Source organism: Arthrobacter sp. Z5-13, assembly GCF_056499105.1.
In genome coordinates, this window is sequence record NZ_CP096460.1 from 905,456 (window position 1) to 931,887 (window position 26,432).

A 26,432-nucleotide genomic window follows, 5' to 3' on the forward strand; every position below is an offset into this window, starting at 1 on the left:
ACCGTGCCAAGCAAGGCCAAAACCGGCAAGAAACTCGTCATTGTGGAGTCTCCTGCCAAGAGCAAGACCATCGCCAAGTACCTCGGCGAGGGCTTCATCGTAGAGGCCTCCATCGGTCACATCCGCGACCTGCCTCAGCCGTCAGAGCTCCCCGCGGAACTCAAGAAGACGTCCGTGGGCAAGTTCGCCGTCGACATCGAAAATGGCTTCAAGCCGTATTACGTGGTGTCCCCGGACAAGAAGAAAAAGGTGGCCGAACTCAAGGCCCAGCTCAAGGACGCCGACGCCCTCTATCTCGCAACCGATGGGGACCGGGAGGGTGAGGCCATTGCCTGGCACCTCCTGGAAGTGCTCAAACCCAAGGTGCCGGTCTACCGGATGACCTTTGGAGAAATCACCAAGGAAGCCATCCACCGCGCCATGGACAACCTGCGCGACGTAGACACCGCTCTGGTCGACGCCCAGGAAACCCGCCGCGTTCTTGACCGTCTGTACGGCTATGAGATTTCCCCAGTGCTATGGCGCAAAGTGGCCCGAGGCTTGTCCGCCGGCCGCGTGCAGTCCGTGGTCACCCGCATGGTGGTGGACCGTGAACGCGAACGTATGGCGTTCAAGGCCGCCTCCTACTGGGACCTGACTGGCCAGTTCGGTGCAGGCACAGGTTCCTTTAAGGCAAAGCTGGCGTCCGTCGACGGGGCGAAGGTAGCCAGTGGACGTGATTTCAACGACGACGGCGAACTCACCTCCCGGAATGCGGCGCACCTCAACGAGGAACTCGCTACGTCCTTGGCGGCAGCGCTGCAGGATGCCGACTTCCGGGTCAGGTCCGTTGACACCAAGCCGTACACCCGCCGTCCTGCTGCGCCGTTCACCACTTCAACGCTGCAGCAGGAAGCCGGACGAAAGTTGCGGTTCTCCTCCAAGAGCACCATGCAGGTAGCCCAGCGCCTGTATGAAAACGGCTACATCACTTATATGCGTACGGATTCCTCCGCGCTGAGCAACGAGGCCGTGACTGCTGCCCGCCGTCAGGCTTCAGAGCTCTACGGCCCGGAATACATTCCGCAGTCCCCCCGCGTCTACAGCGGCAAGGCAGCAAACGCCCAGGAAGCCCACGAGGCCATCAGGCCGGCCGGTGACTCCTTCCGTACGCCCGCCCAGGTTGCCAAGCAGTTGTCCGGTGACGAGTTCCGCCTCTATGAGCTGATCTGGAAGCGGACCGTCGCTTCGCAGATGGCCGACGCCAAGGGCTCAACTGCAACAATCCGCCTCGGCGCTGTGGCATCAGATGGCCGGGACGCAGAATTCTCCGCATCCGGAACCGTCATCACCTTCCCCGGCTTCCTCGCCGCCTACGAAGAAGGCAAGGACGAGAGCCGCGGGGACGACGAATCCGACGAAGCACGCCGGTTGCCGAACGTGGCCAAGGATGATTCCCTCACCGCCAAAGACCTCGTCGCCGTCGGCCATGAGACTTCGCCTCCGCCGCGCTACACGGAAGCGTCCCTGACCGCGGAACTGGAAAAGAAGGGCATCGGACGCCCGTCCACCTACGCCTCCACCATTTCCACCATCCAGGACCGGGGATACGTCCGGAAACAGGGCTCGGCCCTGGTACCCAGTTGGATCGCCTTCTCGGTCATCCGGCTGCTCGAGCAGCATTTCACGGACTATGTGGACTACGAGTTCACGGCTGACATGGAAGGGGACCTGGATAAGATCGCCAACGGACAGGCGGTGGGTGCCGCCTGGCTGAAGCACTTCTACTACGGTGAAGACTCCGATCCCGGGCTGCTGAGCATCGTGAACAACCTCGGCGAAATCGATGCCAGGGAGATCAACTCGGTTCCCATAGCCGAGGGCATCACCCTGCGCGTGGGCAAGTTCGGCCCCTACCTGGAAAGCTCCATTCCCACTGTGGATCCGAAGACCGGCGAAGTGGTTGAATCTGCCCGCGCCAACGTTCCCGAGGACCTCGCCCCCGATGAGCTCACTGCCTCCAAAGCTGTTGAGCTGATGGAGACGGCAGCGCCGGAAGAACGCGTGCTGGGCGCTGACCCGCACACCGGACACACCGTCGTCGCCAAGAACGGCCGCTACGGCGCCTATGTCACCGAGATCATTCCAGAGATGACAGATGAGCAGCTGGCCAACCAGCCCGTTGAGTACTACAAGAACGGGAAGCCGAAGCCGCCGAAGAAGCCTGTGAAGGCCAAGCCGCGCACAGGCTCACTGTTCAGCTCCATGAGCGTTGACACCATCACTCTGGACGAGGCACTCCAGCTCATGAGCCTGCCGCGAGTACTTGGGGAAGACGCCGAGGGGAACGTCATCACGGTGCAGAACGGCCGCTTTGGTCCTTACCTGAAAAAGGGAACGGACTCGCGCTCCATCGGCTCCGAAGAGGAAATCTTCACTATCACGCTGGAACAGGCCTTGGAGATCTACTCCCAGCCGAAGCAGCGCGGGGCACGCGCAGCCGTTCCGCCGCTGGCCGAATTCGGGCCGGACCCGGTGTCCGAGAAGAACATCGTGGTGAAGGAAGGCCGCTTCGGGCCATACATCACCGACGGCGTCACCAACATCACCGTTCCGAGGACTACTGCGCTGGAGGAGCTCACGCGGGAACGCGCCGTCGAACTCCTTGCCGAAAAGCGTGCCAAGGGACCCGTGAAGCGCACCTCTACCGCACGGAAGGCTCCGGCCCGGAAGACAGCAGCGAAAAAGTAACCCTGCGAGCTCGTCCGGGCAGAACTCCGTTTGCGCGTCACAGCTCAACATGATCGAGTAGAGACATGACTGAACAGCCAGATCCCATGGATACCCGGCCGCTGAACGACCTCGAGGAGAAGCTCGCAAAGGGGGACCAGCCTGATGCAAACCCCGTGGACGTCATCCTGTCGTTCCTGAACAACGAGGTCTACATCATCAGCTCAGACACCGTCGAGGGCCCCGATTCTCAGGTCGAGCCGCTGGTGCTCGCCAACTCGGAAAACCAGCCTGTTCTTGCTGTCTTCTCGCACCCCACCAGGGTAAACGAGCAGTATCTTGCCGCAGCACCAAACATCCTCGGCACCCAGGGCGCCGCGATCATCGGCAATCTTGGCGACGAGCTGGGAATGGTGATCAACCCCGGCAGTGCTTTCGGCTTCGAAATCGGCCCGGAAGGTGTGGCCAACATCCGCCGCGACTTCAAGCGTGAGGACGAGCAGGGGGCGGCGGACCAGACGGCGGAGGAGTAACCGCCTAAGACTCCGAATGGACGCAGTTGGGTGTGCCGCCTGATCTCCGGCGATAATGGCAGAATGCGTCTTGGCGTCCTCGACATCGGTTCCAACACTGTCCATTTACTCCTGGTTGATGCCCATGCGGGCGCCCGGCCGGTACCTTTTGCCTCTCACAAGCGGCCCCTGTCCTTGGTGCAGTTCCTCGATGGGGAGGGCAACATCAACGAGGACGGACAGCATGAGCTGATCGAGTTCGTTCTGGAGGCCTGGGAATTCGCTGCCAAGCACAAGGCCGAAGACCTGCTGGCTTTTTGTACTTCCGCCATGCGCGAGGCCACCAATGGCGCCGAAGTCCTGGCCCGTGTGAAGCATGAAACCACAGTGACGCTGCAGGAACTCACCGGCAGTGAAGAAGCGTCAATGACTTTCTTCGCCGTGCGCCGCTGGTACGGATGGGGAGCCGGCCCAATCCTGGACCTGGACATCGGGGGCGGCTCCTTCGAAATGGCCATCGGGCATGACGAGCTCCCTGAGCTGGCTTTATCCGTCCCTCTGGGCGCGAGCCGCCTTACCCGTGACTGGCTGCACGAGGATCCCCCCACCGCCAAGAGTGTTAAAGAACTGCGCCGCTACATCCGTTCCACGCTGAAGCCAGCGGTGAGGAGCTTCGAAGCCCTCGGCAGGGCCAACCTGGTGGCCGGTACTTCCAAGACCTTCCGATCCCTGGCACGGATTGCCGGGGCAGCACCCAGCGGCGCCGGGCCCTACGTCAAGCGTGAACTTTTCTCGGCTGATCTCGGATTGTGGGCCCAGCGCATCTCGGCCATGAAAGCCGAGGACCGCTTGCACCTGCCCGGGGTGTCGGAGGCCCGGGCGCCGCAGTTGCTTGCCGGGGCACTCGTGGCGGAAGCTGCACTGGAGCTGTTCGAGTTTCCCAGCATGGAAATCTGCCCCTGGGCTTTGCGAGAAGGGCTCATCCTTCGCCGCTTGGATCAGTTGGTTTTGGACGGACCCCTCGAGCCCGCCCCGCATGTGGAAGCCAGGCAGGCATTGTCCGCTTCGATGGCCGCCTCCACGGTGCCCGCAACCCACCAGGTCGCGGGCTAGATGGAAGAGCTATCGCCGGGGAAAGATGTTGCAATTCCCGTGGCCCTGTCCAGTGCTTCCGTCTATCCATTGAACGTTCATGAGGCTTTCGCTGCTGCCCAGGAGGTGGGGTACGACGGCGTGGAGGTGATGGTTACCAACAACTCCACCAGCCAGAACGCCCATGCGCTCCTGGAGCTCAGCCACCGTTACCGGAAGCCGATCGTGTCCATCCACGCACCGACACTGCTCTTGACTCAACAGGTGTGGGGCACTGCCTGGAACAAGATCGAGATGTCCTGCCGAATGGCCCGGGAAGTTGGCTGCGATACGGTGGTAGTCCATCCGCCCTTCCGCTGGCAAGGAACGTACGCCGCAAAATTTGCTGCCGGAATCCGGGAACTCGCGGAAATGTACCAGGTCCGGATTGCCGTGGAAAACATGTTTCCGTGGCGAGTGCGGGGCCGGGAGGCAGCCGCCTATGCGCCCCATTGGGACCCTCGGGACCAGGATTACGACGACGTCACTTGGGATTTCTCGCATGCCTCCACAGCAGGTTCAAACAGCCTGGATGTCATCAAGGGCCTCGGCCATAGGCTCCGTCACATCCATCTCTCGGACGGATCGGGTTCCAGGAGGGACGAGCATCTGGTTCCGGGTACGGGTAACCAGCGCTGTGCTGAGGCGTTGCAGTATCTTGCTGCCAGTGGCTTCGATGGCGTGGTGGTGGCGGAAATCTCCACGCGCAGGGCTCGGAGCGCGAGTGAACGCCAGCAACGACTTCAGCAAACCCTCCGGTTTGCCCGCCAACACTTAAGCCTTCCGCTGGTAGAAGCTTCCGAGCACCAGTCGTAAAGGTCCCTCTGCTCCGTTAACGAGAGAAGCGCCGGGTGGTTTCGCAGAAGAAGTTGGGGGAACGCTTCTACAACTCCATTTAATGAGAGAAGCGCCGGGTGGTTTCGCAGAAGAAGTTGGGGGAACGCTTCTACAACCACCCGGCGCGTTCGTCGATCCGGGGGGAATCGACTCATCACTCGCACCTTTTCAGGCATTTATAAAGCTAGTCGCCTTTTTTGGGCGTTCTGCGAGTTTTCCCTGTGAGTAGGCTGGGAATTCCGGCTTACCTGCGCCGGGCGGCAAACTGGACCTGGATCCGCTGGAGCTCGGCGCGTGGAAGGACCGCTGTCACGACCCCGCCGCCTGGCAGTTCTGCACCAATGCCGTATACGAACGGGGCCGTATCGATCTCCGCAGCCGGCACTCCGACACCATCGATGTTGACACTGACCTGGCCGTTGACCAGCAGGTCCGTCACTGCCGGGCCGGGTTGCTCCCATGGCTTGTCGCTCAGCCCGAGTTCCTGCCGGTACTGGTTCATGAGGATGTAGTTGACGTGGTCTGTAAGCAGGCTGCCGACCGAGGCCCGCTCGGACGAGTCACGGTGCCAAGTAGTTCTGACAGCCTCCCAGAGTTGGGGGTATCGCATTCGTTCCACCTGCTGGACCAGCCACGCAGGTCGCGGCCAAGGAGGGACATCCTCTAAAGCCCTCCGGGTCTGCTCATCGAGGGCCGCGAGGTTTAGGGGGTCTGACCGGTCAGCCGGGTTCCGCCAGATTGTGTAGCTGACACTCGCTGTCATTTCACTGTATCCACGGTCGTCTTGGACGTATCCCAGGCCAACGGCATCTGTATCCTCGAGCGAGGGCTGGGGAACCAGCCCCACCACCGGGATAGGCATCAGTTTCAGCCGCTCAGCCTGCTCCAGGCGGGGGTCGGGTGCATCCTCAGGGAGGATTCCTGTCACTCTCATGCCTCATTATGGACCGGGCTCATCGCGACTCGTACCGCCCCCAAAAAACTGTCTTGCCTTAAACGCGAAAGCACCGGTGACCTGCTGCAGGAAAATGGGGGGAAACCCGCTGCAGTGTCACCGGTGCCAAGGCAAGCATCCCCATGCTTGCTGCATCACTCGCACCCTCAATGAGGTAGTTACTACGTTAGGGGCCCACTTTGTGTAGAGCCTGCGCCCAACGTGGGAATGAGCTGGGAATGCAGCTTTGTGTTTTCGTTTTCATCCTGCTGGCACCGGGTAACGGCAGAGTAATCTCCTGCACCCATCCCGTCGAACTGCAATGATGGAGCCATGAGCAACCGAATCGCCTTCCTTGGCTGTGGATCCATGAACGAGGCCATCCTGACCGGACTCCTGGAAGCTGGAACGGATCCTGCCGATATTGTCGCCACCGTCCGTCGTGGCGAGCGTGCGGCTGAGCTCGCCGAACGCCACCATGGCATCACCGCGATCGCCGGTGAGGAAGAGCCTGACAACAACAAGGACGCAGCGCGAGGTTCCGCCGTCGTGATCCTGGGCGTGAAGCCCCTCGGCATCGCCGACCTGGCGCGGGAGATCAGCGCGTCCATTTCGCCCTCCACCATTGTCATCAGTGTTGCAGCCGCCGTGTCCATCGCTCAGCTGGAGGCGGCCCTCCCTGCGGGCCAGCCGGTCATCCGGACGATGCCGAACACACCCGCCAAGCTGGGCAGGGGAGTGGTTTCGCTGTCGCCGGGCACAAACTGTTCCCCGGAGCAGCTGCAGCTTGCTAAAGACATCCTCCGGGGCGCCGGCACAGTAGTTGAGGTTCCGGAAGAGCAAGTGGATGCGCTGGCAGCCATTAGCGGTTCCGGCCCCGCCTACGCCTTTTACCTTGCGGAGGCGATGGCCGCTGCCGGAGTGAGGCTCGGCCTGGACCCGGAACTGTCGCTCCTGCTGGCGAAGGAGACGGTTGCGGGCGCAGGCTTTATGCTGGCCGAGCCCGGGGCTGACCCCACCCAGCTCCGCAAGGCAGTCACCAGCCCGAACGGAACTACAGAGCGTGCCATTGCCACCTTTGACGAGCGCGGCCTGCCCTCGATCATCGCCGACGGTGCCCGCGCCGCTGCCGACCGGTCGGCAGAAATCACCAAGCAACTCGCGTAAACGGCGGAGCCGCTGTCAGGGCCGGGCCGCGAACCGCTCCAGGAGATCCACATGCCCGGACACAATGAGCATGTCCCTGGCTGAAACCTTCGTCTCCGGCCGGGCATAAGTGAAGTCCTCGCCCGGAGATTTCACGCCCACTATGGTCACGCCGTACTTGGACCTGACCTTTGATTCGTCCAGTGTGAAACCGACAGTCTCGCGCGGCGGGTACATCTTCACGATGGCGAAATCGTCGTCGAACTCAATGAAGTCCAGCATGCGTCCGGAGACCAGGTGGGCTGCCCGGACACCGGCGTCGGCCTCAGGGTAAATGACGTGGTTGGCGCCGATCCGGGTCAGGATTTTGCCGTGCGAAGGCGTGATGGCCTTGACCCACAGGTGTTCGATGCCGAGGTCCACCAGGTTCACCGTGATCAGCACCGAAGATTCAATAGACGTTCCCACGCCAACCACGGCGGAGCTGAATTCCTGCGCCCCGAGCTGCCGAAGGGCATCAATATTGGTGGCGTCGGCTTCCACAACGTGGGTGAGGATCGGTGCCCACTTCTGCACCAGCGTGCGGTCACGTTCGATGGCCAGCACTTCCCTGCCTTGCTTGACCAGCTGCTCTGCGGTTGCTGATCCAAAACGGCCCAATCCCACAACCAGCACTGGTGCATTGTGGGCGGGGCGGTTGGTGGCGCCGGACGAGTTAGCCAATGATCGGCCTTTCTTCGGGGTAGTGGTACAGCTGGCTGCGCTGGCGCAACGCCAGGGCGGCGGCGAGGGTTACGGTGCCGACGCGTCCGGCAAACATCAGGGCGGAAAGAACGTAAACCCCCGACGGCGGCAGCTCGGCGCTCAGCCCGGTGCTGAGGCCGACGGTGGCGAACGCGGAGATGGTTTCGAAGAGCACCCGGTCCAGTGAGGCCCCGCTGATGGAGAGCAGCAGGAAGGCGGAAACCGAGACGAGGGTGGCGCCGGCCACGATAACGGAGATAGCTACCCGCATGGTGCCCTGGGGAATGGTGCGGCCGTAGACCTTTACATCGGCGTCGCCACGGGCTTCAGCAACGATGGCCAGGAACATGACGGCAATGGTGGTGACTTTGATGCCGCCGGCCGTGGACGCTGAACCGCCGCCGGCGAACATCAGGGCATCGGTGAGGAGCATGGTGGTGGATTCCATGTGGTTCTGCTCCACAAGGTTGAAACCGCCGGAGCGGGTCATCACAGAGGCAAACAAAGAGTGCGTGATCTTGTCCATAACGCTCATGGTGCCGATCGTTCGCGTGTTGTCCCACTCCATGAGTGCCCACAGCACGGTCCCCGCCGCCAGGAGGATAAAAGACACCTGGATGGTGAGCTTCGTATGGAGGTTCCACCGTTTCCAGTTGAGCCCGTTCTGCTGGAGCACCATCACGACCGGGAAGCCGAGGCTGCCCAGAAAGACGCCGACCATCAGCGGTATCAGAATCCACAGATCGGTTTCATAGGGGACGATTCCGTCTGAGTGCGGCGTGAAGCCGGCGTTGTTGAAGGCAGAAATCGCGTAAAAGATACCGTGCCAGACGGACTGCCAGAAGGGCTCGCCCAATGTCAGGAACCGGGGAATCAGCGCGAGGGCAAGGATGCCTTCGATCACCACTGAAGTGGTGATAACAATCCGCAGCAGGGTGCCGACTTCACCAAGCCGGCCAGCGTTATTCATGGCTTCCTGGGCGATCAGCTTGCCGCGCACGCCGAGCTTCTTGCTGACCATAAGGGCCAAGAGGGAAGCGAGGGTCAGAGTTCCCAGGCCGCCCACGAAGATGCCGATCAGGATCACGAGCTGACCGAAGAAGGACCAATGAACTGCAGTGGAGACCACAGTGAGGCCAGTGACGCAGACTGCTGAAACTGCGGTGAACAGCGCCTGATGCAAGGGAGTGAAGTCGCCAGTTGCGGATGATGCGGGCAACGACAGCAGGAAAGTGAACACCAGAACCACCGATGCGAAGGCTGTAAGGGCCAAACGCGCCGGGGAAGTGTTGGCAACGCTGTCGATGAAGTCACGGAGGCGGGTGAGAAGCCAGAGACTTTCCCGGTCTGGTGGTTCGGGCTGCTTCCAGCTGGCCGGGCTCTTTGACCTCGGCTGGATCTGCGTCATGTGTGGCTTTTCCTCGGTCGAAACTGCTTCCTTGAGTAGTAAACCACTTATTTTCGCACGAATGCGGGGCTGCCTGCCCGCCACGCTCGGGTAGCCTGTCCATGATGACATTCCTCCCCGGACTCAGCCTGCCCGCACTGCCAACGACGGTGGTGTGGGATTCCGCCATGACCTCGTACAACTTCGGCCTCGGGCATCCGATGGCTCCGGAGCGGATGGAGCTCACCGCACGGCTTGCCCGGAGCCTGGGGCTGCTGGATCTCGAGCACGTCACGGTAGCCCCACCGGAAGTGGCCGGGGACGAAGATCTTGTCACAGTCCACAGCCCGGAATTCGTTGCCGCCGTCCGCCGCGTCAGCGAATCCCCTGGCATTCCGGATCTGGATCGCGGCCTGGGCACTGAAGATGACCCCGCCTTTGCCGGAATGCATGAGGCGAGTGCCCGGATCGCCGGGGGGTCGCTGCTGGCCGCAACTTCCATCCTGGACGGCAGCGCGGTGCATGCCGTGAATTTTGGTGGCGGTATGCACCACGCCTCCCGTGATCGTGCGAGCGGGTTCTGTATCTACAACGATGCCGCGCTGGCCATCCAAAAACTGCTCGACGGCGGTGTGCACCGTGTTGTGTATATCGATGTGGACGCACACCACGGCGACGGAACGCAGAGCATCTTTTGGGACGATCCCCGCGTCATGACCATCTCGCTGCACGAAAGCGGCATGACGTTGTTTCCGGGGACAGGTTTCGCCAACGAGATCGGCGGACCGAACGCCCTGGGCACCTCGGTCAACGTCGCCCTACCGGCAGGCACGGGTGACGCCGGATGGCTGCGTGCCTTCCACGCCGTCGTTCCCCAGCTGGTGGGCGCCTTCGAACCGGAAGTCATCGTCAGCCAGCACGGCTGTGACGCGCACCGGCTGGACCCCCTCACGCACCTCAACATCAGCATTGACGGCCAGCGCGAGGCGGCCACCGCCGTCGGTAACCTGGCCGCACGCCATTGCGGCAACCGGTGGATCTCCACCGGAGGCGGCGGCTACAGCGTGACCAATGTTGTGCCGCGGTCCTGGAGCCACCTCATTGCCATCGCGGCCGGACGTCCTGTGCCATTGCGGACCCCGGTCCCGGAGGACTGGCGCAGCTACGTGCAGGACAAATTTGGAACGCATGCCCCCGAACTCATGGGTGACGACGTTGATCTGTGGTGGCGCTCCTGGGAAGTGGGCTTCGACCCCAACGACGCTGTGGATCGCAGCGTCATGGCCTGCCGGAAAGAAATCTTCCCCCTGCACGGACTGGACCCTTGGTTCGACTGAATTCACGGTTCCATGAACAGCAAGTGATGCCATCTCAGGCATATGTTCGCTAGGGTGGACCCATGGTGACAGACGACGTATTTGCCGTCATTGCTGAGGCAACCCGGCGTGACATTCTGGTATCCCTTCGGGCAGGGGACAAAGCAGTGGGTGAACTGGTCCAGGAGCTGGAGGCAAGCCAGCCCACCATTTCCAAGCACCTGAAAGTTCTCCGGGAAGCCGACCTCGTCACCATGCGGGCCCAGGGACAGAAGCGCTATTACGCGCTGAACCCCCAGCCGCTGATCGGCATCGCGAACTGGCTGGAGACGTTCGACGTCGGCCGTTCAAGTGCCACCGGAAAGTCATCGGCAGCGGAGGCTCCGGCGTCGTCCGAAGCCGGGAGGGTCCCAGCTGCACAGCGGCCGGGCACCGCCGAAGCCGGACTTGCAGCCGCCGTCAGTTCGGAGGCCCAGGCCGTATCCCCCCGCTCGGCGCAGGGCCAGCTGAGCCCCGCCGTCGCAATTCCGGTTGCTGTGGGCCCCGACGGAACCGTGCCACAGCAGATCGGCCGGACCGTGGGGCGTGCTGCCGCCAAGGCGTCCGACCTTCTGTCCAACCTTCCCAAGTTCGGCCGCAAGAAGTAGCATGCCCGCGAGATGGCACTTAACAGCAGTATCCGGCGTCGGAACTACCGTTAAATGCCATCTCGGCGCAAAGGTGGCACCGGAGCGGTTACTTGCCGAGGATCCGCACGTGGTCCGGGGTCAGTTCTGACAGCTTGGTGACGCCCAGAAGCGCCATGGTGCGCCTCATGTCCTTTTCCAGGATCTGGAGGGCGCGGTCCACTCCGGCGCGGCCACCCGCCATCAGCCCGTAAAGGTAGGCGCGGCCGATCAGTGTGAAGTCTGCGCCCAGGGCCACGGCTGCGATGATGTCGGCGCCGCTCATGATGCCGGTGTCGAGGATGATCGCTGCGTCGCTGTTGTCGGCCTTGAACGCAGCGGAGACCTCAGGCAGAAGGTGGAACGGGATGGGGGCCCTGTCCAGCTGGCGGCCGCCGTGGTTGGAGAGCACCACGCCGTCGGCTCCGTGGTCCACCACCTTGCGGGCGTCCTCGACGGTCTGGATACCCTTGACTACCAGCTTGCCCTTCCAGGTTTCGCGCAGCCAGTCCAGGTCCTCGAACGTGAGGGTGGGATCGAACATGGAGTTGATCAGGTCCGCGACGGTGCCGGTGTAGCGGGAGAGCGAGGCGAAGGTTAGGGGCTCGTGGGTGAGGAAGTTGAACCACCACGCTGGCCGGTACGAGGCATCGAGGACGGTCTTGAGAGTGAGCGCCGGAGGAATGGTCATCCCGTTGCGGACGTCACGCAGGCGCGCTCCGGCAACGGCGGTGTCCACGGTGACCATGAGGGTATCGTTCCCGGCGTTGGCGGCCCGCTCGATGAGTTCGAGGGAACGGTCACGGTCGGTCCACAGGTACAGCTGGAACCAGTTCCGGCCGTTGGGGGCGGCCTCGGCCACGTCCTCGATGGAGGCGGTGCCCATGGTGGAGAGGGTGTAGGGAATGCCGGCGGCTTCGGCGGCCTGGGAGCCGGCGTACTCGCCTTCCGACTGCATCATCCGGGTAAAACCGGTGGGAGCAATACCGACGGGCAGCCGGGATGGCTTGCCCAGAATGTCGGTGCTCAGATCGATGCTGGAGACGTTCCGAAGGATGCCTGGGCGGAACTCGATGTCCAGGAACGCTTCCCGGGCACGGCGCAAAGTGATCTCGGCTTCCGCGGCGCCGTCGGTGTAATCGAATGGGGCCTGAGGAGTACGCCGCTTGGCAATATCCCGCAGTTCCCAGATAGTGCTTGCCCGGCGCAGCTTGGCTTCACGGCTGAACTCAGGCTTCTTGAACTGCATGAGCGGAGCAAGGTCTGCGTATTTGGGTACGCGTCGCTTGAGGGCCGCTGGGATGCGATCCTTTGAGCTGGAGGCTTCGACGGCGTTCGCACTTCCGCCGGGCGTGGTGGCTTCAGGAGTGGTGGGGGCTTCTGGACTTGTGGATTGAACAGTTTGCGTCATGTGCTGCCTCGTCAAGGGATAGGGGCGGTGATTCGTCCGCGGCCAGGGATTGGGCGAAGGAAAGCTGCTGTGGTCTAACCACACCTTAGGGCATGTGGTCCAACCACATCAAGTACCATTGCTCCATGCGTACGCACCAGCTCGTCCTGCAATGGATCGAAAGCCAGCTCCTCGGCGGCAACTTGGCGCTGGGGGGCCGGCTTCCTGCTGAGCGGACCCTCGCAGAACAGCTTGGGGTGTCGCGTACCTCGGTGCGCGAGGCTATCCGGATCCTTGAAGCCATGGGAGTGGTGCGGGCAGGAGTGGGTTCTGGCCCCGATGCCGGCACGGTGGTTATTGCCGACCCCACCACGGCGCTTGGCTCAGCATTGAGGCTTCACGTTGCAACCTCGCACCTTCCTGTGGGCGATATTGTCCAGACCCGCGTGCTCCTTGAGTCCTGGGCTGTTGCCCGCGCAACCCCTGGTTCGCCCGCTCTGGCGGAGGCTGCGGAGCTGCTCGACGAGATGGAAAAAAGCACAGAAACGGACCAGTTCCTGGCCTTGGATGTGCGCTTTCATCTCGCCTTGGCGGAAGCTGCCGGCAATGCCGTTGTCAGCGCCATTATGGGCTCCCTGCGTGAAGCCATCCAGGGTTACGCCGGCCGCCTGACGGCGAATCTTCCGGATTGGGATGCCACCGCCGCCCGGCTGCGTGACGAGCACCGATCGATTCTTGCAGCCGTCAATAAGAACGACGGCGCCAGTGCGGCAAAGCTCGTTACCGACCACATTCAGGGGTACTACGAGCAAGCCGGACTGGGCTCCGGACGCTGACCCGGCACGGCACACACCCCGCCCCACATCCCAGCCGTCCCATTTTCCACCCAGTCACGCCACACCTCTAAGCCGCACCCCTACGCGTGATGGCACTTCACGGCAATGCGCATCGCCAACACTGCCACGAAATGCCATCTCGCGGTGAGGGGGGAGGGTAAGAGGGGTGGGGAGGGCGGGAGGGAGGTAAGGCCCAGGGGCAGGGTGAGGCGCGGGAGGAGCAGGGGTGGCGGTCTGATCTACGCCTTCGCTGGCCCCGTGCTGCCGCGGACCTCCAGCTGCGGCTGGAACGTGCTGGGCGTTGGGGGCGCCTCCGCCTGCTGGATCAGGGCACGCATGCTGTGCCAGGCCTGCTGGCCAAGCTCGGTAATGGGAACCGCCGCCGTGGTCAGCGGAGGTGTGGTGTAGCGCGCGAAGGGAATGTCGTCGAAGCCTGTCACCGAAATATCTTCGGGGACCCGCGCTCCTCTCTCATGCAGCCCGCTCAGCAGGCCCATCGCCACGAGGTCGTTGAAGGCCAGGACGGCGGTTGCACCGCTCGCAATGACCTTGCCCGCCGCTTCGTGGCCGGCTTCAAAGCTTGAGCCGCCCTCAAGGATCTGCAGCTCAATATCCGGATGGGCTGCAGTGAACTTCTCCAGGCCGCTGAGCCGCAAGCCGTTTGAGGCGCTGCGGGCAGGACCTGACAGGAATGCCAGCCGGGTGTGGCCCAGGCTGACAAGATGATCTGCCAGCTCCTGGATCCCTTGGCCGTAGTCCACCATCAAGCTGGGTGCCTGCGCTGATTCAGTGCTGCGGTTGATGAGCACCATGGGGTGGAGCGAGGGGGCAAGCTCTTCCAACTCTGCGTCACTCATGCGCGGGGCACAGAGGACAAGGCCATCACAGCGTCGCCTGGCCTCTCCCGCCAGGATGGCTTCTTCGCTGGAGACTTCCGAGGAATCCGCGATCAGCACCCGATACCCGTCCTGCGCGGCGGCCATGCTGAGACCGCGGAGGATGGCCTGGAAGGTGGGGTTGGACAAGTCTGGCACCACGATCCCGATGGTGTCCGTTTTCCCCAGTGCCAGGCTGCGGCCCACAGGATTCGGCTGGTAGTTCAGCTCAGCCGCCGCCGCACGAACGCGCTCCGCGATGGTTGCATCCACCGTGAAGTTGCCATTCATGACACGCGAAACTGTGGCATGTGAAACTCCAGCCAGAATTGCGACGTCGGCTATGCCGATTCGCCGTGTGGTGGATCTCCTGCCCATGGGGCCCCTTTCCGGGAATCTAAGATCCGGGCCGTTTTGGCGGATGGTTGACGTGACCACCGGAGTCTTGGTACAAAGTTTATAACGCACTGAGAAAACGCTTTCTCATAATTCTTCCCGCATCACCATCGGCCGTCAAGCGGCCAGGCTTCCTGCCTTTCGAAAGGGGCGCATCCCAATGGTCAACGTTGACACCGCCGATATTCCGCCGGCCTCACAGGCGGCAGCAACGGCGGCAGCTGAGGAGCAAAGGCCGCAACAAAGGCGCGCCCGCATCGCCCTGATCGGCACCGGCGGGAGATCGGAAATGTACATCCGCGCGGTCTTGGGCGCGCACTCCGATACGGCAGAACTGGTGGCCCTATCGGATGTGAACCCCGGACGGGTGGACTACTACCAGAAGCTCATCGGAGAACTGGGCGAAACCGGCCCTGTCCGTTCTTTTGATCCTGCGCAGCTGACTGCGTTCATCAAGGAAAACGGCATTGACCGTGTCATAGTCACCACCCCTGACTACACCCATGCCGACTACATCGTGGAGGCGCTTGAGGCGGGTGCCGACGTCGTCGTCGAAAAACCCCTCACGATCGACGCCGATGGCTGCCGCCGCATCACTTCTGCGGTGGCGTCAACCGGCCGCAATGTAGTGGTCACGTTCAACTACCGCTATTCCCCCCGCAACAGCGCCCTTAAGGAAATCATCCAGAGCGGCGTGATCGGAAAGGTGACGTCCATTGACTTCAGCTGGGTGCTGGATACGGTCCACGGCGCCGATTACTTCCGCCGCTGGCACCGTGAGAAGAAGAACTCCGGCGGCCTGCTGATCCACAAGGCGTCGCACCACTTCGACCTCGTGAACTGGTGGATCGATGACGTCCCGGAGCGCGTTTTTGCTTCCGGCGGACTCAAATTCTACGGCGACAAGAACGCCGCCGACCGTGGGTTGGGCGCGCGTCCTGAACGCGGCACCCCTGAGGCTCCAAACTCCGACGGCGGAGCCAAGGATCCGTTTGTCCTTGATCTTCGCGACGACGAGAAACTCCGCGAGTTGTACTACGAAAATGAGCACCATGACGGCTACCGCCGCGACCAGGACGTTTTTACGGCCGGGATCACCATCGAGGACAACCTTGCCCTGATCGTCGATTACCAGGGTGGCCCGACGCTCAGCTACTCCCTCAACGCGCACAGCCCGTGGGAGGGCTACCGTGTGGCCGTGAACGGTACCGAAGGGCGTGCCGAGCTGGAAGTGGTGGAGCGTGCCGCCGTTGTCAGCAGCACCGATAAGAAAACGGTCGTTGATCCGAGCGCTACGCCGGTTGAAGAGGATGACACCGTTCGCCGCAACGGAGAGCGCCTGGTGGTCCAGCGCCACTGGGAAGCCGCCTACGAAGTGCCAATCATCAACGGTGATGGCGGCCATGGCGGTGGCGACGTCCTCCTGCTGTCAGACCTGTTCAATGGACCGGGTGAGGACCCGCTGGGACGACCTTCCGGTTACCTTGACGGCCTGCGGTCGGTATCGGTGGGCATTGCGGGAAACCGCTCCCTCGAGTCCTCACTTCCGGTGCGCATTGAGGACCTGGACCTCGGCGTAGATCTGCGACGTCAGCCATGAGGATTCTTGTCACCGGAGGCTCCGGCAGGCTCGGTCGAAGCGTCGTCGCAGGCCTCGCGGCGGCCGGCCACCGGATTATCTCCGTGGACCGCGACGCCGTTCCATCCGACCAATTGCCGTCCGAGGTTGAGCAGGAAACTGCCGACCTCCTCGCCCCGGGGGAAGCGCGCCGGATCATCAGCGCCACCCTGCCCGACGCCGTCGTCCACCTCGCGGCTATTGCCGTTCCCTTCAGTGCCCCTGAGGACGTTATCTTCAGCACGAACACGCGGCTGGCATTCGCGGTGGTGAGTGCCGCAACTGAGCTGGGGGTGCGAAGGATAGTCACAGCCAGCAGCCCCACCGTACTGGGCTACGGATCGCCTGCAGGCTGGCTGCCCGAGCGGTTCCCGGTAGACGAGGAAATGGTGCCGCAGCCATGGAATGCCTATGCGTTGTCCAAGCTGATCGCCGAGCAGACCGTCCAGATGTTCGCCGCTGCCCAGGGTGAGAAGATCCGGTATGCGGCTTTCCGGCCCTGCTACGTTATTTCTCCCGAGGAATGGAAGGGAGCACCAACCCAGCAGGGCCACACGGTCCGGGAAAGGCTGGAAGATCCTGCCTTGTCGGCGCCTGCCCTGTTCAATTACGTGGATGCCCGGGACGTTGCCGACTTCCTGCATGCTCTCCTCGGGAAGATGGATTCCATCCCGAACGGGCAAACGTTCTTTGTGGGAGCCGCGGACGCGCTGGCCACAAAGCCCCTCGCTGCGCTGATGCCGGAATTCCTGCCAGGCAGCATGGAAGCAGCCAGTGGGCTGACGGGTACCAGCCCGGCGTTCTCCATTGCCAAAGCGCGGGAACTGCTTGGCTGGGAGCCGCGCCGTAGCTGGCGGACCGAGCTCAGCCCGGCACTGGGTGACGGACCAGCTTCTGAAGGCGCCAATGATGAATCGCAATTTAGTGGTGAACCGCTCAAGGCAACACACACCGAAGGTACCGCCGACCTCATAACGGCCGGGACCGGATCCAAGGAGAACAAGTGAAATTCGACGGCGTCCTATTCTTCCCGGTCACACCCTTCACTCCCGAGGGCAATGTCGATGTAGCCATCCTCAAGGAGCACATCACCTCCCGGCTGCCGTTCGGACCGGGCGGCGTTTTTCCTGCCTGCGGCACCGGCGAGTTCCATGCCCTCAGCATCGAAGAAGTCCGCACCGTGGTTACCGCAGCGGTCGAGGCCGTCGCCGGCCAGGTGCCGGTTGTAGCCGGGGCAGGCGGGCCGCTGGGCCATGCTCTTGCGGCCGCCCGGGCCGCGGAGGAAGCCGGGGCAGATGCCCTCCTGGTCCTTCCGCCGTACCTCGTTACGGGTCCCAGCGCTGGGTTGGTGGCCTACATCGAGGCCGTGGCCGACTCCAGCAACCTGCCCGTCATTGTCTACCATCGCGGCAATGCCAAATACACGGCGGCGTCCATGACTCGCCTCGCGGCAAACCCGAAGGTGATCGGCTTCAAGGACGGGCTGGGGGATGTGGGGCTCGCCCAGGAAATCGTCTCGGCCATCAACGCCAGCGGACGCAGCGACTTTGCTCTGTTCAACGGCCTGCTGACGGCTGAACTGAGCCAGGGCGCTTACCGTGGCCTCGGCATTCCGCTGTACTCCTCTGCAGCCTTTGCCATGGCTCCTGAAATCGCCAAGGCATACTACGACGCCTACATGTCCGGAGACGAAGAACGGCGCAACGCCCTGCTCGAAGGCTTCTACGCCCCGCTGGTCCGGCTCCGCGACCAGACCCCCGGCTTCGGCGTGTCGCTGATCAAGGCCGGGCTCCGCCTGGGCGGGCTGCCTGTGGGCTCGGTACGACCGCCGCTGGTAGACCCCAGTGAGGACCAGTTGCTGCAGCTGAAGTCCATCCTGGCAAAGGGCTACGAGCTGGCAGGGCAATGATCGCTGAAGAGAAAATAACCAGCAGGATCTCCGGGCTCTCCGCCCGGCTGCTCACCATTCCGCTGCGTCGCAGCTGGGGCGCCGATGCCCCTGAAAACCACGTGATCGCCACTGAAATCAGGACGGACGACGGCGGTGTGGGGCACGGCTTTTCGTGGACCCCCACCATCGGCCCACAGGCGGTAAAGGCCCTGCTCGAGTTCGACATCGCACCCTTCGTTACCGGGCTCGAGGCCAACCCGGAGCTTGTGTGGGACCAGTTGTGGAAGAGGCTGCACGAGGCTGGCGGCGGGGGCCTGACCACCATCGCGATGGCTGGAATGGATCTGGCCTTGTGGGATCTGCAGGCCCGGCGCGCCGGAACTTCGGTGACGGGGCTGTTGGGCCAGCGCCATGAGTCGGTGGAGGTCTATGGCTCGGGCGTGAATCTGCACTACACCCTGGACGAGCTTGTTGGGCAGGTCCAGCGCTGGGTGGCTGCAGGCCACAAAGCTGTGAAGATCAAAGTGGGGAAACCGGATATCCGGGAGGACGCCGAGCGCGTGGCGGCAGTCCGTTCCGTGCTGGGACCGGACCGGAAACTCATGATTGACGCCAACCAGAGATGGGATCTTCCCACGACATTCCGCGCTCTTGATGTGCTGGAAGGCTACGGGCTGGAATGGCTGGAAGAACCCATTCGAGCGGACGATCTATGGGCCTACCGCAGACTTCGGAAACATTCACCCGTACCCATTGCTCTGGGAGAAAACCTCCACACGATCTACCGCTTCCGTGACTTCATCGAAGCGGAGGCCGTGGATATCATCCAGCCCAACATCGTGCGGGTTGGCGGAATCACGCCGTTCCGGAGGATTGTGGAATTGGCCAGAACCAACAGCATCAAGGTGATGCCGCACTTGCTTCCCGAATTGTCCGGACAACTGGCGCTCACCATGGCCGAGCCAACCCTCGTTGAGGACGTGGAGGACGCGGCCTTTGAACAACTCGGCGTGCTGGACGGACCTTCACCCATCCGCGTCACCAACAGCCTTTTGACAGTGACGGACCAGCCAGGGCTTGGATTCAGCTTCACGGAAAAGCCCGCTGCCCCGCAATACCAACCGCAGAACAGGATCAAACAGTGACAACAGCAACTCTTGACCTTACGGAACTGACCGGAGCGGCCACCCGGGCTGCCAAAGCGGCCGCCAGAGCGACCGACGCCGAGCGGGCGTCGTGGCTCACCGCCGTCGCCGATGCCCTTGATGCGAACGCCGCTGAACTCGTTTCCATTGCCGACGAGGAGACCCACCTCGGCGAAACAAGGCTGACGGGAGAAGTGGCGCGTACTTCGGGCCAACTGCGGCTCTTCGCCAAGGTGATCACGGAGGGTTCCTACCTCGAAGCCGTCATTGACCACGCCGATCCCACTGCCACTCCGCCCCGCCCCGATCTTCGCCGGATGCTGCAGCCTATCGGGCCGGTGGCGGTGTTCTCGGCGTCGAACTTCCCGTTTGCCTTCTCCGTGGCGGGTGGAGACACTGCGTCAGCCTTGGCGGTGGGCAGCCCTGTGATCGTCAAGGCCCATTCAGGCCACCTCAAGTTGTCGCTGCGGACGGCTGAGATTGTGGCGGAGGCCTTGAACGCTGCGGGCGCCCCCGAGGGCCTTTTTTCGCTTGTCAGTGGACGTGAAGTGGGTACTGCGCTGGTTCAGGATCCGGCGATTAAGGCCGTTGGCTTCACTGGCTCCATCCCGGGCGGCCGCGCCTTGTTCGACCTCGCTACGTCACGGCCGGACCCCATCCCGTTTTATGGAGAACTGGGCAGCTTGAACCCCGTTGTTATCACGGCCCGGGCCCTTGAAGCGCGCTCGGCTCAGCTCGCCAGCGGACTTGCCGCTTCCTTCACCATGGGCGCCGGTCAGTTCTGCACCAAGCCTGGACTGGTCTTCATTCCGGCTGGTACAGACTTCGGCTCTGATCTTGCTGATGCCGTCGCGGGCGCGCCAGCTTCTCCGATGCTCACGGAGCGCATCGCCGCTGCCTATCCTGAAGGCCTCCGCAGCGTTGCGTCGCTGCCCGAGGTCTCGGTCCTCAGCGGCACTGTGGAGCAGAATGCCGAGATCGACGGCGCCGCACCAGTAGTCTTTTCGACCACGGCTGCGAACGCTATGGAACATCCCGCCGAATTACTCGAAGAATGCTTCGGACCCACCACGCTGCTGATCGAGTACGCCAGCGACGAGGAGCTCTCGGCGGTCCTGGCCAAGGTGCCGGGCAGCCTCACAGCCACTCTGCATGCGCAGCCGGGGGAGGACGTTGCTGGGCTCGTGGATCAGTTGTCGTCACTTGCCGGCAGGGTGCTTTTTGCCGGGTGGCCCACCGGAGTCGCGGTCAACTGGGCCCAGCAGCACGGCGGTCCTTACCCCGCCACCACATCGCTTTTCACCTCAGTGGGGGCGACGGCGGTGCGCCGCTTCCAGCGGCCGGTGGCCTATCAGGATGCTCCCGAAGCCCTGCTGCACCCGGCACTGCGGGAGGACAACCCGCTTAACATCCCACGGAGGGTGGACGGCAGGCTGGTTATTTCTGATTCGCCCGGATCCACGGATTGATGGTCTCCTCAAGCCAGCCAGGCGACTGGCCAAGGCGGAAGTCGGGGCTAGGGAGTTTTCCGCGGTTCACCCAAACCCGGATCAGTCCGATGTCCTGGCCGGTGGCTGCTGCAATATCTGCATAGCCCAACAGCGGGACTGCGGGATTCTCTTCCGGCATGTTCGCAGTCTACGCGCAGCAGTGAAGCGCATCTGGGAATGCCGTAGGCCGGTTAGTACATAACTACAGGATCCGAATCGTCATCGGCGTCCACCCAGGCGGCGAAATCTGAATAGGACATGAAGGAGTAGTAATCACAGAAGCGCTGTGTCGCCTTTTCAGGCTTGCTCATGCGCCTTACCGATTCCTTCTACCTGACCTGGTTTTTACACCAAAATTGTAATGCCGCGTAACAGGGCTATTGATGACAAATAACAGGGTTGTTATGCGTTCGAGACCTCGCTTGGTCATCCGAGATCTGCCCGAAACTGGAGTCCCGAAGCGACACAGAAAAATCATGTGGCGGAAACGAAGCAGCAACGTCGGTACGCCATGCTGATGGAACCTAGTGATGCGGTTCAGGGGAGGAATGACCATGGCAGGGCAGGGGAAAGTGCGTGTCCGGGACTGCGCCGAACTATCGGCTGGCGATGACATTGAGGCCTGGCATAAAGGCAGATTGTTTCATCGCGGCAGGGTGACAAAAGTGCTTCCCTCAACGGGCCTTTTCTGGATGGAAGACCTCACCTCGGGAGCACGGCGCCTGCTGGACGTAGAGGCGCTGGACGTAGTGCTGGCTGATCCGCCCAAGGTTCAGTCCACCCCCGGCCCACAGCGTCAGGGGCAGCCAGGCGTGGATCCGAACCATGTCTGGTTCTCGTCAGCGTAGGGGTGGGTACCCGGCTTTACAGCTCCAGGTCCTTTACAGCTGCAGGGTGAGGGGCCGCCGCAGCCCATTCACCGGCGTCGCGGGCCAGCGCGGATCAACGCTGAGGACGGCAATCCCGGCTTCGGTCAACTGCACCGTGTCCTCAATTTTGACCCCCGGCCCGGAGGGATTCCAGGTAAACGTCTGATTCAGGACTACTTGGTCCTCTGTCAGTGCGGTTACCCGTGGATCGCGCCCCGCATAGCCCGCCACGCCGCCTTGGTGATGCAGCGTCCATTGATCCGGCCCAAAACCATGCCGCACGTAGGCTCTTTTGATCTCGCGGAAAATGCTGTTCAGCCTGGCTTCTGGGACTGTCGCATCAAAGATGTCTGCTTCAACAGCCATAAGGCGGGACTCGGCGTCGAGCTCGGCAGGAGTGCCGTCGTCGAACCTGACCCAGCGGGTTACGTTGGCAACAAGGCCGTGGCGGCGGGCGCACACCACTGCCATCGCCCGGCGGCCCAGACGGCTGTGGGTGGGAAGCGGGTGCCGGAACGTGCTGCGGCTGGTTCCGTTACAGAGCAGCACAAGGGGTTCCGCTCCCATGGCCATAATCCGGCTGGCAAGTTGGGCGGCGATTTCGAATTCGGTTGACGCTGGAGTGGCACGTGAAAGAACGTCAGTCAGGGCCGCAGCCGTGTCTGCATTGAGCCGGGCGTACCGGGCACTCTCGGCTGGAAGGAAGGGTTGGCGGGCCCCCCGCAGCTGTGCCGCGACCTCGGACTCACCCATGGGCTTGCCGCCGGCCAATTCACGCGCGACCGTTTCGAGGGAACCATGCCAAGGAGCAGAGTGAATGGTTACCTCGGGGGGCACTTCCTCAGTGGCCAGCCGCTCGGCCTCGTTGTTAAACGTCACTAAGTGATCGCCGTCGCGCGTCACAAGCATCGCCGCGATTGGCGCTCCCGCAAGGCTGATATGCATGCGGCTGCCGTCCAGGTACCAGCACAGGGAGGTGTTGCTCGTCAGTAAAAGCGAGTCTGTCTCTGCGGAGTCCATAATGTCGAGCACACGTTGCCTTTTGACCGCGCGGTCGGCTGCGTTCCCAGGGGAGGCTGTCCGGTCCTCTGCTGACCTGGCCCATTGTGACGGGTCGCCTGTCGGTTCCACGGCCGAGGTGTCCGGGATGGTGGAGTCGATAATTGCCTTGCTCACGAGTTATCCCCCAGGGAGTTGATGAGATGTTGGATTTCGGATGTATCCAGGCGCCCGTCGGCCACGAGCACTGTGACGCTACGTTCAACCGCGTCCTCGGGACTTGTGATCACGGGTTCTTCCCAGGCCAGGGCCTGTCCGACTCCCGGATAACCAGCGACCCTGACGAACCAGGGGTCCATGGAGCCCTGGGCTGCGACGAAGACGAGAGTCGCGGCTTTGCTGCCTACATCGGCGCTCCAGGCCAGCCACGGTGAGATGCTGCCGTGCACCCTGGCCTCGCCAGATGCGCTCGCCGTGCGTACGTCGACGTTTTCGCCAGCGGGCAGGCGCCAGAAAAACCCGCCGTAACCGCCCTCGTGGCGTCCGTTGGACCCTGGACTCCCCAGACTGACTGGCCGGTCTCCCGCAGGAGAGAGCTTGAAGCCAAGGCTTAAAACCCATGTTTGGGGGTCGACGGCGGCCCAGTTCCAGTGGCGTCGTTCGTGGAGGACCGCCTGACCATCCGGTGCCAGCCACTCGAGGCGCTCAGTCAGTGATCCCTCGGCCTGTTCCGCGGAGGTGATGACAATCCGGCCGTGATCGGGCCGCCACACATACTCTCCGGCTTCCCTGGTGTAGGTCCGGCCACCCCAGAAATTGACGCCGTCTACGTCCTGGATTGCCACCCCGGCGCCGAGGTGCCACACATGGTCCTCTGGAAGATGATCTGTGACCACGGTCCCTGAGCGCGTGGACACCGGATGAAGGTAAGGGCGCGGCGCCGAGGTGGGCATTATGTTGCTGCCGTCCTTTTCGAAAGCCACGGTGGTGCCATCCAGCGTCAGCTTGGTGGCCTTAGCCTCGTCAGCCGGACGTGCCCAAACGGCGCCGAGCTCGCTGAAGGTCGACTGCGAAAGGACTGCGCGGCGGATAAGCGCCCGGATATTGCCGATCACCGGATGGGCGCCATCGCCGTCGCCCTCCCATGTCACATGCTCGCCGCCGATGGGCAAGGGCTGTTCTGCTGTGCGGATTGCCTCCAAGACCGTCATAAACGCTCCGCTTCCATCCAAGGGGCTCAGCAGGGGCGTTCCGGTTCGACGTGCTTCAAGCAGATTCTCAAGCAGGTCCCTTCGCGAGTAGGTCTCGGTGCGCTCGCCGTCGGGAGTGGTGATTGCCAAACGGTCCTCGGTGTAAAAGAGCTCGGCCTTGCCCCTTGTCCCGAAGACGGTGACAGAGGGAGCCGTTTGCTCGTCGGCGCACAACGTCAACGCGCAGAGCAGGACCGTTCCTGCAGCGGTCCGGACCCGGATAACAGAGGTGTCATCACTTTCAGTGCGGTACGCGTGGTGAAGGTCGGTTTCAATAGAAGCGACGTCAGCTACGGTGCGGGCGGAGGCGATGCGCAGTGCCGTAGCCACTGCGTGAGCGAGGGCGTTGGTGGCAACCCCGTCCACAACATCGATGCCGTCCAGGCTGCGTTTGCCAGCCCAGCGGGACCGCTTGAAGTAGGCGAGGTTCCGCACCCACGTTCCTTGTGCGCCCACGCCCCGGACCTCACCGATCTCTCCCGATGCAATCAAGTGCTCTATGGCAGGGAGGGCATTGGAACCCAGGCTCTGGAATCCCACCTGTACCAGTCTGCCCGCTTGCTCCGCAGCTGCCAGTACGGCATCGAATTGGGCCATTGACGCCACGGGCGGCTTCTCCATATAAACGTCCGCGCCGGCTGCAAGCGCTGCGAGGGCGAGTGGCGCGTGGGTCTGGATGGGGGTCGCGAGGATAACCACATCCGGAACAGGGCTGCTCTCAAGTAATTCGTCCAACGAGCCGTAAACACTGACACCCTTGCCCAGAGCTCCTTCTGCGGGAGGATGGGGATCGGCCACCGCAACGAGCTGCACCAAGCCCCCATCCTGAAGCCGTTGCAGGTTATCCAAATGGCGCAGCCCGTAACCGTGGACACCCACGAGGGCGATCCGGGCGGGGATATCCCGGGAGGAGGGAACGGCTTCGAAGGGAAGACTGGCCGGATGGCTTTTCGCCGTTGTTGTTTCAGTCATGACCTGGTCCTCGGTGTTGAAGCTAGAGCATTCTCTGGGCTTAACTGTAGCTGAGAAAACGGTTTCTCAGTTGTTGAGTTCTTACCCCTGATCGTCTTAGTCCTCACGAGCGCGGCTACCCCTTGAGGTCACGGGGCTGTGCAGGGTGCCCTGCAGGAATTCAATCGCCTCTTCCTGCATCGGAGCCGTGAACTCATGCCTGCCCGGCCAAAAGCTTCCTCTGTAATGGCCTGGCATCTCCAGCGTGAGGAGCTGCGCGTGGGCCTGGCGCATTCCGTCCTCCGGAAACAGCTGGTCGGCTAAGGCGTATTGAACAAGCAAAGCTTCCGCGGAGGAACGGGCGGCGAGCTCAGGCCAGTCGCCAAGACGCCGAATACCCGGTGTCTGCAGCAGCCAGGAATGTGCGTCCAGGTAGGCTGGAACCAGCGCATCGAAGCTTGTCATCATGCAGGTGACTACGTAACTCCGGACAAGCGGACTCAACGCGGCAAGGGTGAGAGAGCGGCCGCCGCCGCCTGAGAAACCGATGCAGCCAAGCCGGTCCGCGGCCACGCCGGGCAATCCTGCCAGAATTTCCAGCGCGGCCAGGTCATCGTGGGCCACCATGCCTGCGAAGCTCGTCCCTAATAGCCCGGCAGCCTTGGCCACAGTATCTTCATGGATGGCTGCCGCTGCGTTGTACAAATCCGCTTCGGAAGGCACGACGCCGGCCTCCCGCCATTGAACGAACCTTGCCTCCAGAGCCTCCTCTGTCCGCCACGGCGGGGTGGCCAGATCGAAGCGGCGGCTGCCCCAGGCGAAGGCGTCGTGGGTAAGGACAGCGAAGCCGCTCCGGGCCAGTTCTGTTGCGAGGCTTCGACCGCCGTAGAGGGCCGTTCGTGACGCCTTTGCCAAGGCATGGTTCCCCGAAAGCTTCACCAGCCGTTCCGCCCCCACGAACTTGTTGCCGCCGTGGCAGTGCAAGGCCAGAATCCCGGGCATCGGCTCACTGACTCCGCTGGGGCGCACAAACCAGGCGCGGGTCCTTGGCCCAAAGCCCAACTGCCAGCTGAGCTGGGAGGTGGTAACGCCGTCGTACTCTTCTTCCCAATCCGTCACCGGAATGGGGACCCCGCGGCGCTCGGGAACGCCGAGTGCCGCCACGAGCTCTTGGGCCGCCGTGGAATGGGCACGGTGCATGCCCGTTCCACGGACGATTCCCTGGACATATCCCGGCCAGTCTTCATAACCGGGAATTGCGCTGGATCTGGTGCGGGCTTGGGGTTCGCGGGACTGCTGTTCTGACAAGAAGACGACTCCGGGGTGGATGGAGGGTGGCTG

23 protein-coding genes are annotated in these 26,432 nt (G+C 62.8%); 14 read left to right on the forward strand and 9 right to left on the reverse strand.

Going from position 1 to position 26,432, the window contains the following annotated elements:
- The first annotated feature begins 3 nt into the window (after positions 1 to 3).
- The 4 genes from topA (at position 4) to M1E02_RS04310 (ending at position 5,168) form a co-directional block, all read left to right on the forward strand.
- Positions 4 to 2,730: a type I DNA topoisomerase gene (topA, locus tag M1E02_RS04295; protein WP_479376923.1), complete on the forward strand. Its 2,727-nt coding sequence runs from the start codon at positions 4 to 6 to the stop codon at positions 2,728 to 2,730.
- A 65-nt stretch (positions 2,731 to 2,795) separates the two neighbouring features.
- Positions 2,796 to 3,242, forward strand: a complete 447-nt coding sequence (locus M1E02_RS04300) for an SseB family protein (protein ID WP_479376924.1) — start codon at positions 2,796 to 2,798, stop codon at positions 3,240 to 3,242.
- A gap of 63 nt (positions 3,243 to 3,305) precedes the next feature.
- Complete coding sequence (locus M1E02_RS04305) at positions 3,306 to 4,334, forward strand: Ppx/GppA phosphatase family protein (RefSeq protein WP_479376925.1); 1,029 nt, start codon at positions 3,306 to 3,308, stop codon at positions 4,332 to 4,334.
- Positions 4,335 to 5,168 (forward strand): sugar phosphate isomerase/epimerase family protein, encoded by an 834-nt coding sequence (locus M1E02_RS04310; protein ID WP_479376926.1) that lies wholly within the window; start codon positions 4,335 to 4,337, stop codon positions 5,166 to 5,168.
- 265 nt (positions 5,169 to 5,433) lie between these two features.
- Here the strand turns inward: M1E02_RS04310 and M1E02_RS04315 are convergent, their stop codons facing one another.
- Entirely contained in the window at positions 5,434 to 6,123 is a 690-nt protein-coding gene (locus M1E02_RS04315; RefSeq protein ID WP_479376927.1) for a hypothetical protein, read from the reverse strand.
- 333 nt (positions 6,124 to 6,456) lie between these two features.
- Here M1E02_RS04315 and proC point away from each other — a divergent pair, with 333 nt between their 5' ends.
- Positions 6,457 to 7,290, forward strand: a complete 834-nt coding sequence (gene proC / locus M1E02_RS04320; protein WP_479376928.1) for a pyrroline-5-carboxylate reductase — start codon at positions 6,457 to 6,459, stop codon at positions 7,288 to 7,290.
- 15 nt (positions 7,291 to 7,305) lie between these two features.
- Here proC and M1E02_RS04325 read toward each other — a convergent pair whose 3' ends face one another.
- Positions 7,306 to 7,944, reverse strand: coding sequence for a potassium channel family protein (locus M1E02_RS04325; protein ID WP_479378058.1), 639 nt, complete (start codon positions 7,942 to 7,944; stop codon positions 7,306 to 7,308).
- A gap of 40 nt (positions 7,945 to 7,984) precedes the next feature.
- The gene (locus M1E02_RS04330; protein WP_479376929.1) at positions 7,985 to 9,421 is read right to left on the reverse strand and encodes a TrkH family potassium uptake protein; all 1,437 of its coding nucleotides are present in this window, start codon (positions 9,419 to 9,421) and stop codon (positions 7,985 to 7,987) included.
- A 104-nt stretch (positions 9,422 to 9,525) separates the two neighbouring features.
- On the opposite strand from M1E02_RS04330, the gene M1E02_RS04335 reads away from it, so the two are divergent.
- Both M1E02_RS04335 and M1E02_RS04340 read left to right on the forward strand, forming a co-directional pair.
- Positions 9,526 to 10,737: an acetoin utilization protein AcuC gene (locus M1E02_RS04335; protein WP_479378059.1), complete on the forward strand. Its 1,212-nt coding sequence runs from the start codon at positions 9,526 to 9,528 to the stop codon at positions 10,735 to 10,737.
- Positions 10,738 to 10,799: 62 nt separating this feature from the next.
- A complete protein-coding gene (locus M1E02_RS04340; RefSeq protein ID WP_479376930.1) occupies positions 10,800 to 11,363 on the forward strand; it encodes an ArsR/SmtB family transcription factor in 564 nt (187 codons plus the stop codon).
- 88 nt (positions 11,364 to 11,451) lie between these two features.
- Here the strand turns inward: M1E02_RS04340 and M1E02_RS04345 are convergent, their stop codons facing one another.
- A complete protein-coding gene (locus M1E02_RS04345) occupies positions 11,452 to 12,792 on the reverse strand; it encodes an alpha-hydroxy acid oxidase (protein ID WP_479376931.1) in 1,341 nt (446 codons plus the stop codon).
- Between the two features lie 125 nt (positions 12,793 to 12,917).
- Between M1E02_RS04345 and M1E02_RS04350 the strand changes: the two genes are divergently transcribed.
- Positions 12,918 to 13,607 carry a FadR/GntR family transcriptional regulator gene (locus M1E02_RS04350; protein ID WP_479376932.1) on the forward strand — a complete coding sequence of 230 codons (690 nt, stop codon included), beginning with the start codon at positions 12,918 to 12,920 and terminating at the stop codon, positions 13,605 to 13,607.
- Positions 13,608 to 13,846: 239 nt separating this feature from the next.
- Here the strand turns inward: M1E02_RS04350 and M1E02_RS04355 are convergent, their stop codons facing one another.
- Positions 13,847 to 14,860 carry a LacI family DNA-binding transcriptional regulator gene (locus M1E02_RS04355; protein ID WP_479376933.1) on the reverse strand — a complete coding sequence of 338 codons (1,014 nt, stop codon included), beginning with the start codon at positions 14,858 to 14,860 and terminating at the stop codon, positions 13,847 to 13,849.
- Between the two features lie 178 nt (positions 14,861 to 15,038).
- Between M1E02_RS04355 and M1E02_RS04360 the strand changes: the two genes are divergently transcribed.
- Genes M1E02_RS04360 through M1E02_RS04380 form a run of 5 tightly spaced genes read left to right on the forward strand, consistent with a single transcriptional unit; the run spans position 15,039 to position 21,001 of the window.
- Positions 15,039 to 16,478, forward strand: coding sequence for a Gfo/Idh/MocA family protein (locus M1E02_RS04360; protein WP_479376934.1), 1,440 nt, complete (start codon positions 15,039 to 15,041; stop codon positions 16,476 to 16,478).
- Positions 16,475 to 17,503: an NAD-dependent epimerase/dehydratase family protein gene (locus M1E02_RS04365; RefSeq protein WP_479376935.1), complete on the forward strand. Its 1,029-nt coding sequence runs from the start codon at positions 16,475 to 16,477 to the stop codon at positions 17,501 to 17,503. Before M1E02_RS04360 ends, M1E02_RS04365 begins: the two co-directional genes overlap by 4 nt.
- Positions 17,500 to 18,405, forward strand: a complete 906-nt coding sequence (locus M1E02_RS04370) for a 5-dehydro-4-deoxyglucarate dehydratase (RefSeq protein WP_479376936.1) — start codon at positions 17,500 to 17,502, stop codon at positions 18,403 to 18,405. The genes M1E02_RS04365 and M1E02_RS04370 overlap by 4 nt, the downstream gene beginning before the upstream one ends.
- Positions 18,402 to 19,532: a mandelate racemase/muconate lactonizing enzyme family protein gene (locus M1E02_RS04375; protein WP_479376937.1), complete on the forward strand. Its 1,131-nt coding sequence runs from the start codon at positions 18,402 to 18,404 to the stop codon at positions 19,530 to 19,532. The genes M1E02_RS04370 and M1E02_RS04375 overlap by 4 nt, the downstream gene beginning before the upstream one ends.
- Positions 19,529 to 21,001 (forward strand): aldehyde dehydrogenase (NADP(+)), encoded by a 1,473-nt coding sequence (locus M1E02_RS04380; RefSeq protein WP_479376938.1) that lies wholly within the window; start codon positions 19,529 to 19,531, stop codon positions 20,999 to 21,001. Before M1E02_RS04375 ends, M1E02_RS04380 begins: the two co-directional genes overlap by 4 nt.
- Here the strand turns inward: M1E02_RS04380 and M1E02_RS04385 are convergent.
- On the reverse strand, positions 20,970 to 21,161 hold the full coding sequence (locus M1E02_RS04385; RefSeq protein WP_479376939.1) for a hypothetical protein: 192 nt from the start codon (positions 21,159 to 21,161) through the stop codon (positions 20,970 to 20,972). The two genes, M1E02_RS04380 and M1E02_RS04385, sit on opposite strands and share 32 nt — an antisense overlap.
- 415 nt (positions 21,162 to 21,576) lie before the next feature.
- Here M1E02_RS04385 and M1E02_RS04390 point away from each other — a divergent pair, with 415 nt between their 5' ends.
- Positions 21,577 to 21,870, forward strand: coding sequence for a hypothetical protein (locus tag M1E02_RS04390; RefSeq protein ID WP_479376940.1), 294 nt, complete (start codon positions 21,577 to 21,579; stop codon positions 21,868 to 21,870).
- Positions 21,871 to 21,903: 33 nt separating this feature from the next.
- Here the strand turns inward: M1E02_RS04390 and M1E02_RS04395 are convergent, their stop codons facing one another.
- The 3 genes from M1E02_RS04395 to M1E02_RS04405 all read right to left on the reverse strand — a co-directional run bounded on the left by M1E02_RS04395 (position 21,904) and on the right by M1E02_RS04405 (position 26,399).
- On the reverse strand, positions 21,904 to 22,911 hold the full coding sequence (locus tag M1E02_RS04395) for a M24 family metallopeptidase (protein WP_479378060.1): 1,008 nt from the start codon (positions 22,909 to 22,911) through the stop codon (positions 21,904 to 21,906).
- A 152-nt stretch (positions 22,912 to 23,063) separates the two neighbouring features.
- The gene (locus M1E02_RS04400; RefSeq protein WP_479376941.1) at positions 23,064 to 25,112 is read right to left on the reverse strand and encodes a DUF6807 family protein; all 2,049 of its coding nucleotides are present in this window, start codon (positions 25,110 to 25,112) and stop codon (positions 23,064 to 23,066) included.
- A 96-nt stretch (positions 25,113 to 25,208) separates the two neighbouring features.
- Positions 25,209 to 26,399: an acetylesterase gene (locus M1E02_RS04405; protein ID WP_479376942.1), complete on the reverse strand. Its 1,191-nt coding sequence runs from the start codon at positions 26,397 to 26,399 to the stop codon at positions 25,209 to 25,211.
- Between the last annotated feature and the right edge of the window lie 33 nt (positions 26,400 to 26,432).

What these genes read in the sequence shown, in the direction of transcription:
- M1E02_RS04300 (WP_479376924.1), top strand. Translation starts at nt 2,796, where the DNA reads ATGACTGAACAGCCAGATCCCATGGATACCCGGCCGCTGAACGACCTC.
- M1E02_RS04305 (WP_479376925.1), top strand. Translation starts at nt 3,306, where the DNA reads ATGCGTCTTGGCGTCCTCGACATCGGTTCCAACACTGTCCATTTACTC.
- M1E02_RS04310 (WP_479376926.1), top strand. Translation starts at nt 4,335, where the DNA reads ATGGAAGAGCTATCGCCGGGGAAAGATGTTGCAATTCCCGTGGCCCTG.
- M1E02_RS04315 (WP_479376927.1), bottom strand. Translation starts at nt 6,123, where the DNA reads ATGAGAGTGACAGGAATCCTCCCTGAGGATGCACCCGACCCCCGCCTG.
- proC (WP_479376928.1), top strand. Translation starts at nt 6,457, where the DNA reads ATGAGCAACCGAATCGCCTTCCTTGGCTGTGGATCCATGAACGAGGCC.
- M1E02_RS04330 (WP_479376929.1), bottom strand. Translation starts at nt 9,421, where the DNA reads ATGACGCAGATCCAGCCGAGGTCAAAGAGCCCGGCCAGCTGGAAGCAG.
- M1E02_RS04335 (WP_479378059.1), top strand. Translation starts at nt 9,526, where the DNA reads ATGACATTCCTCCCCGGACTCAGCCTGCCCGCACTGCCAACGACGGTG.
- M1E02_RS04340 (WP_479376930.1), top strand. Translation starts at nt 10,800, where the DNA reads ATGGTGACAGACGACGTATTTGCCGTCATTGCTGAGGCAACCCGGCGT.
- M1E02_RS04345 (WP_479376931.1), bottom strand. Translation starts at nt 12,792, where the DNA reads ATGACGCAAACTGTTCAATCCACAAGTCCAGAAGCCCCCACCACTCCT.
- M1E02_RS04350 (WP_479376932.1), top strand. Translation starts at nt 12,918, where the DNA reads ATGCGTACGCACCAGCTCGTCCTGCAATGGATCGAAAGCCAGCTCCTC.
- M1E02_RS04355 (WP_479376933.1), bottom strand. Translation starts at nt 14,860, where the DNA reads ATGGGCAGGAGATCCACCACACGGCGAATCGGCATAGCCGACGTCGCA.
- M1E02_RS04360 (WP_479376934.1), top strand. Translation starts at nt 15,039, where the DNA reads ATGGTCAACGTTGACACCGCCGATATTCCGCCGGCCTCACAGGCGGCA.
- M1E02_RS04365 (WP_479376935.1), top strand. Translation starts at nt 16,475, where the DNA reads ATGAGGATTCTTGTCACCGGAGGCTCCGGCAGGCTCGGTCGAAGCGTC.
- M1E02_RS04375 (WP_479376937.1), top strand. Translation starts at nt 18,402, where the DNA reads ATGATCGCTGAAGAGAAAATAACCAGCAGGATCTCCGGGCTCTCCGCC.
- M1E02_RS04385 (WP_479376939.1), bottom strand. Translation starts at nt 21,161, where the DNA reads ATGCCGGAAGAGAATCCCGCAGTCCCGCTGTTGGGCTATGCAGATATT.
- M1E02_RS04390 (WP_479376940.1), top strand. Translation starts at nt 21,577, where the DNA reads ATGGCAGGGCAGGGGAAAGTGCGTGTCCGGGACTGCGCCGAACTATCG.
- M1E02_RS04395 (WP_479378060.1), bottom strand. Translation starts at nt 22,911, where the DNA reads ATGGACTCCGCAGAGACAGACTCGCTTTTACTGACGAGCAACACCTCC.
- M1E02_RS04400 (WP_479376941.1), bottom strand. Translation starts at nt 25,112, where the DNA reads ATGACTGAAACAACAACGGCGAAAAGCCATCCGGCCAGTCTTCCCTTC.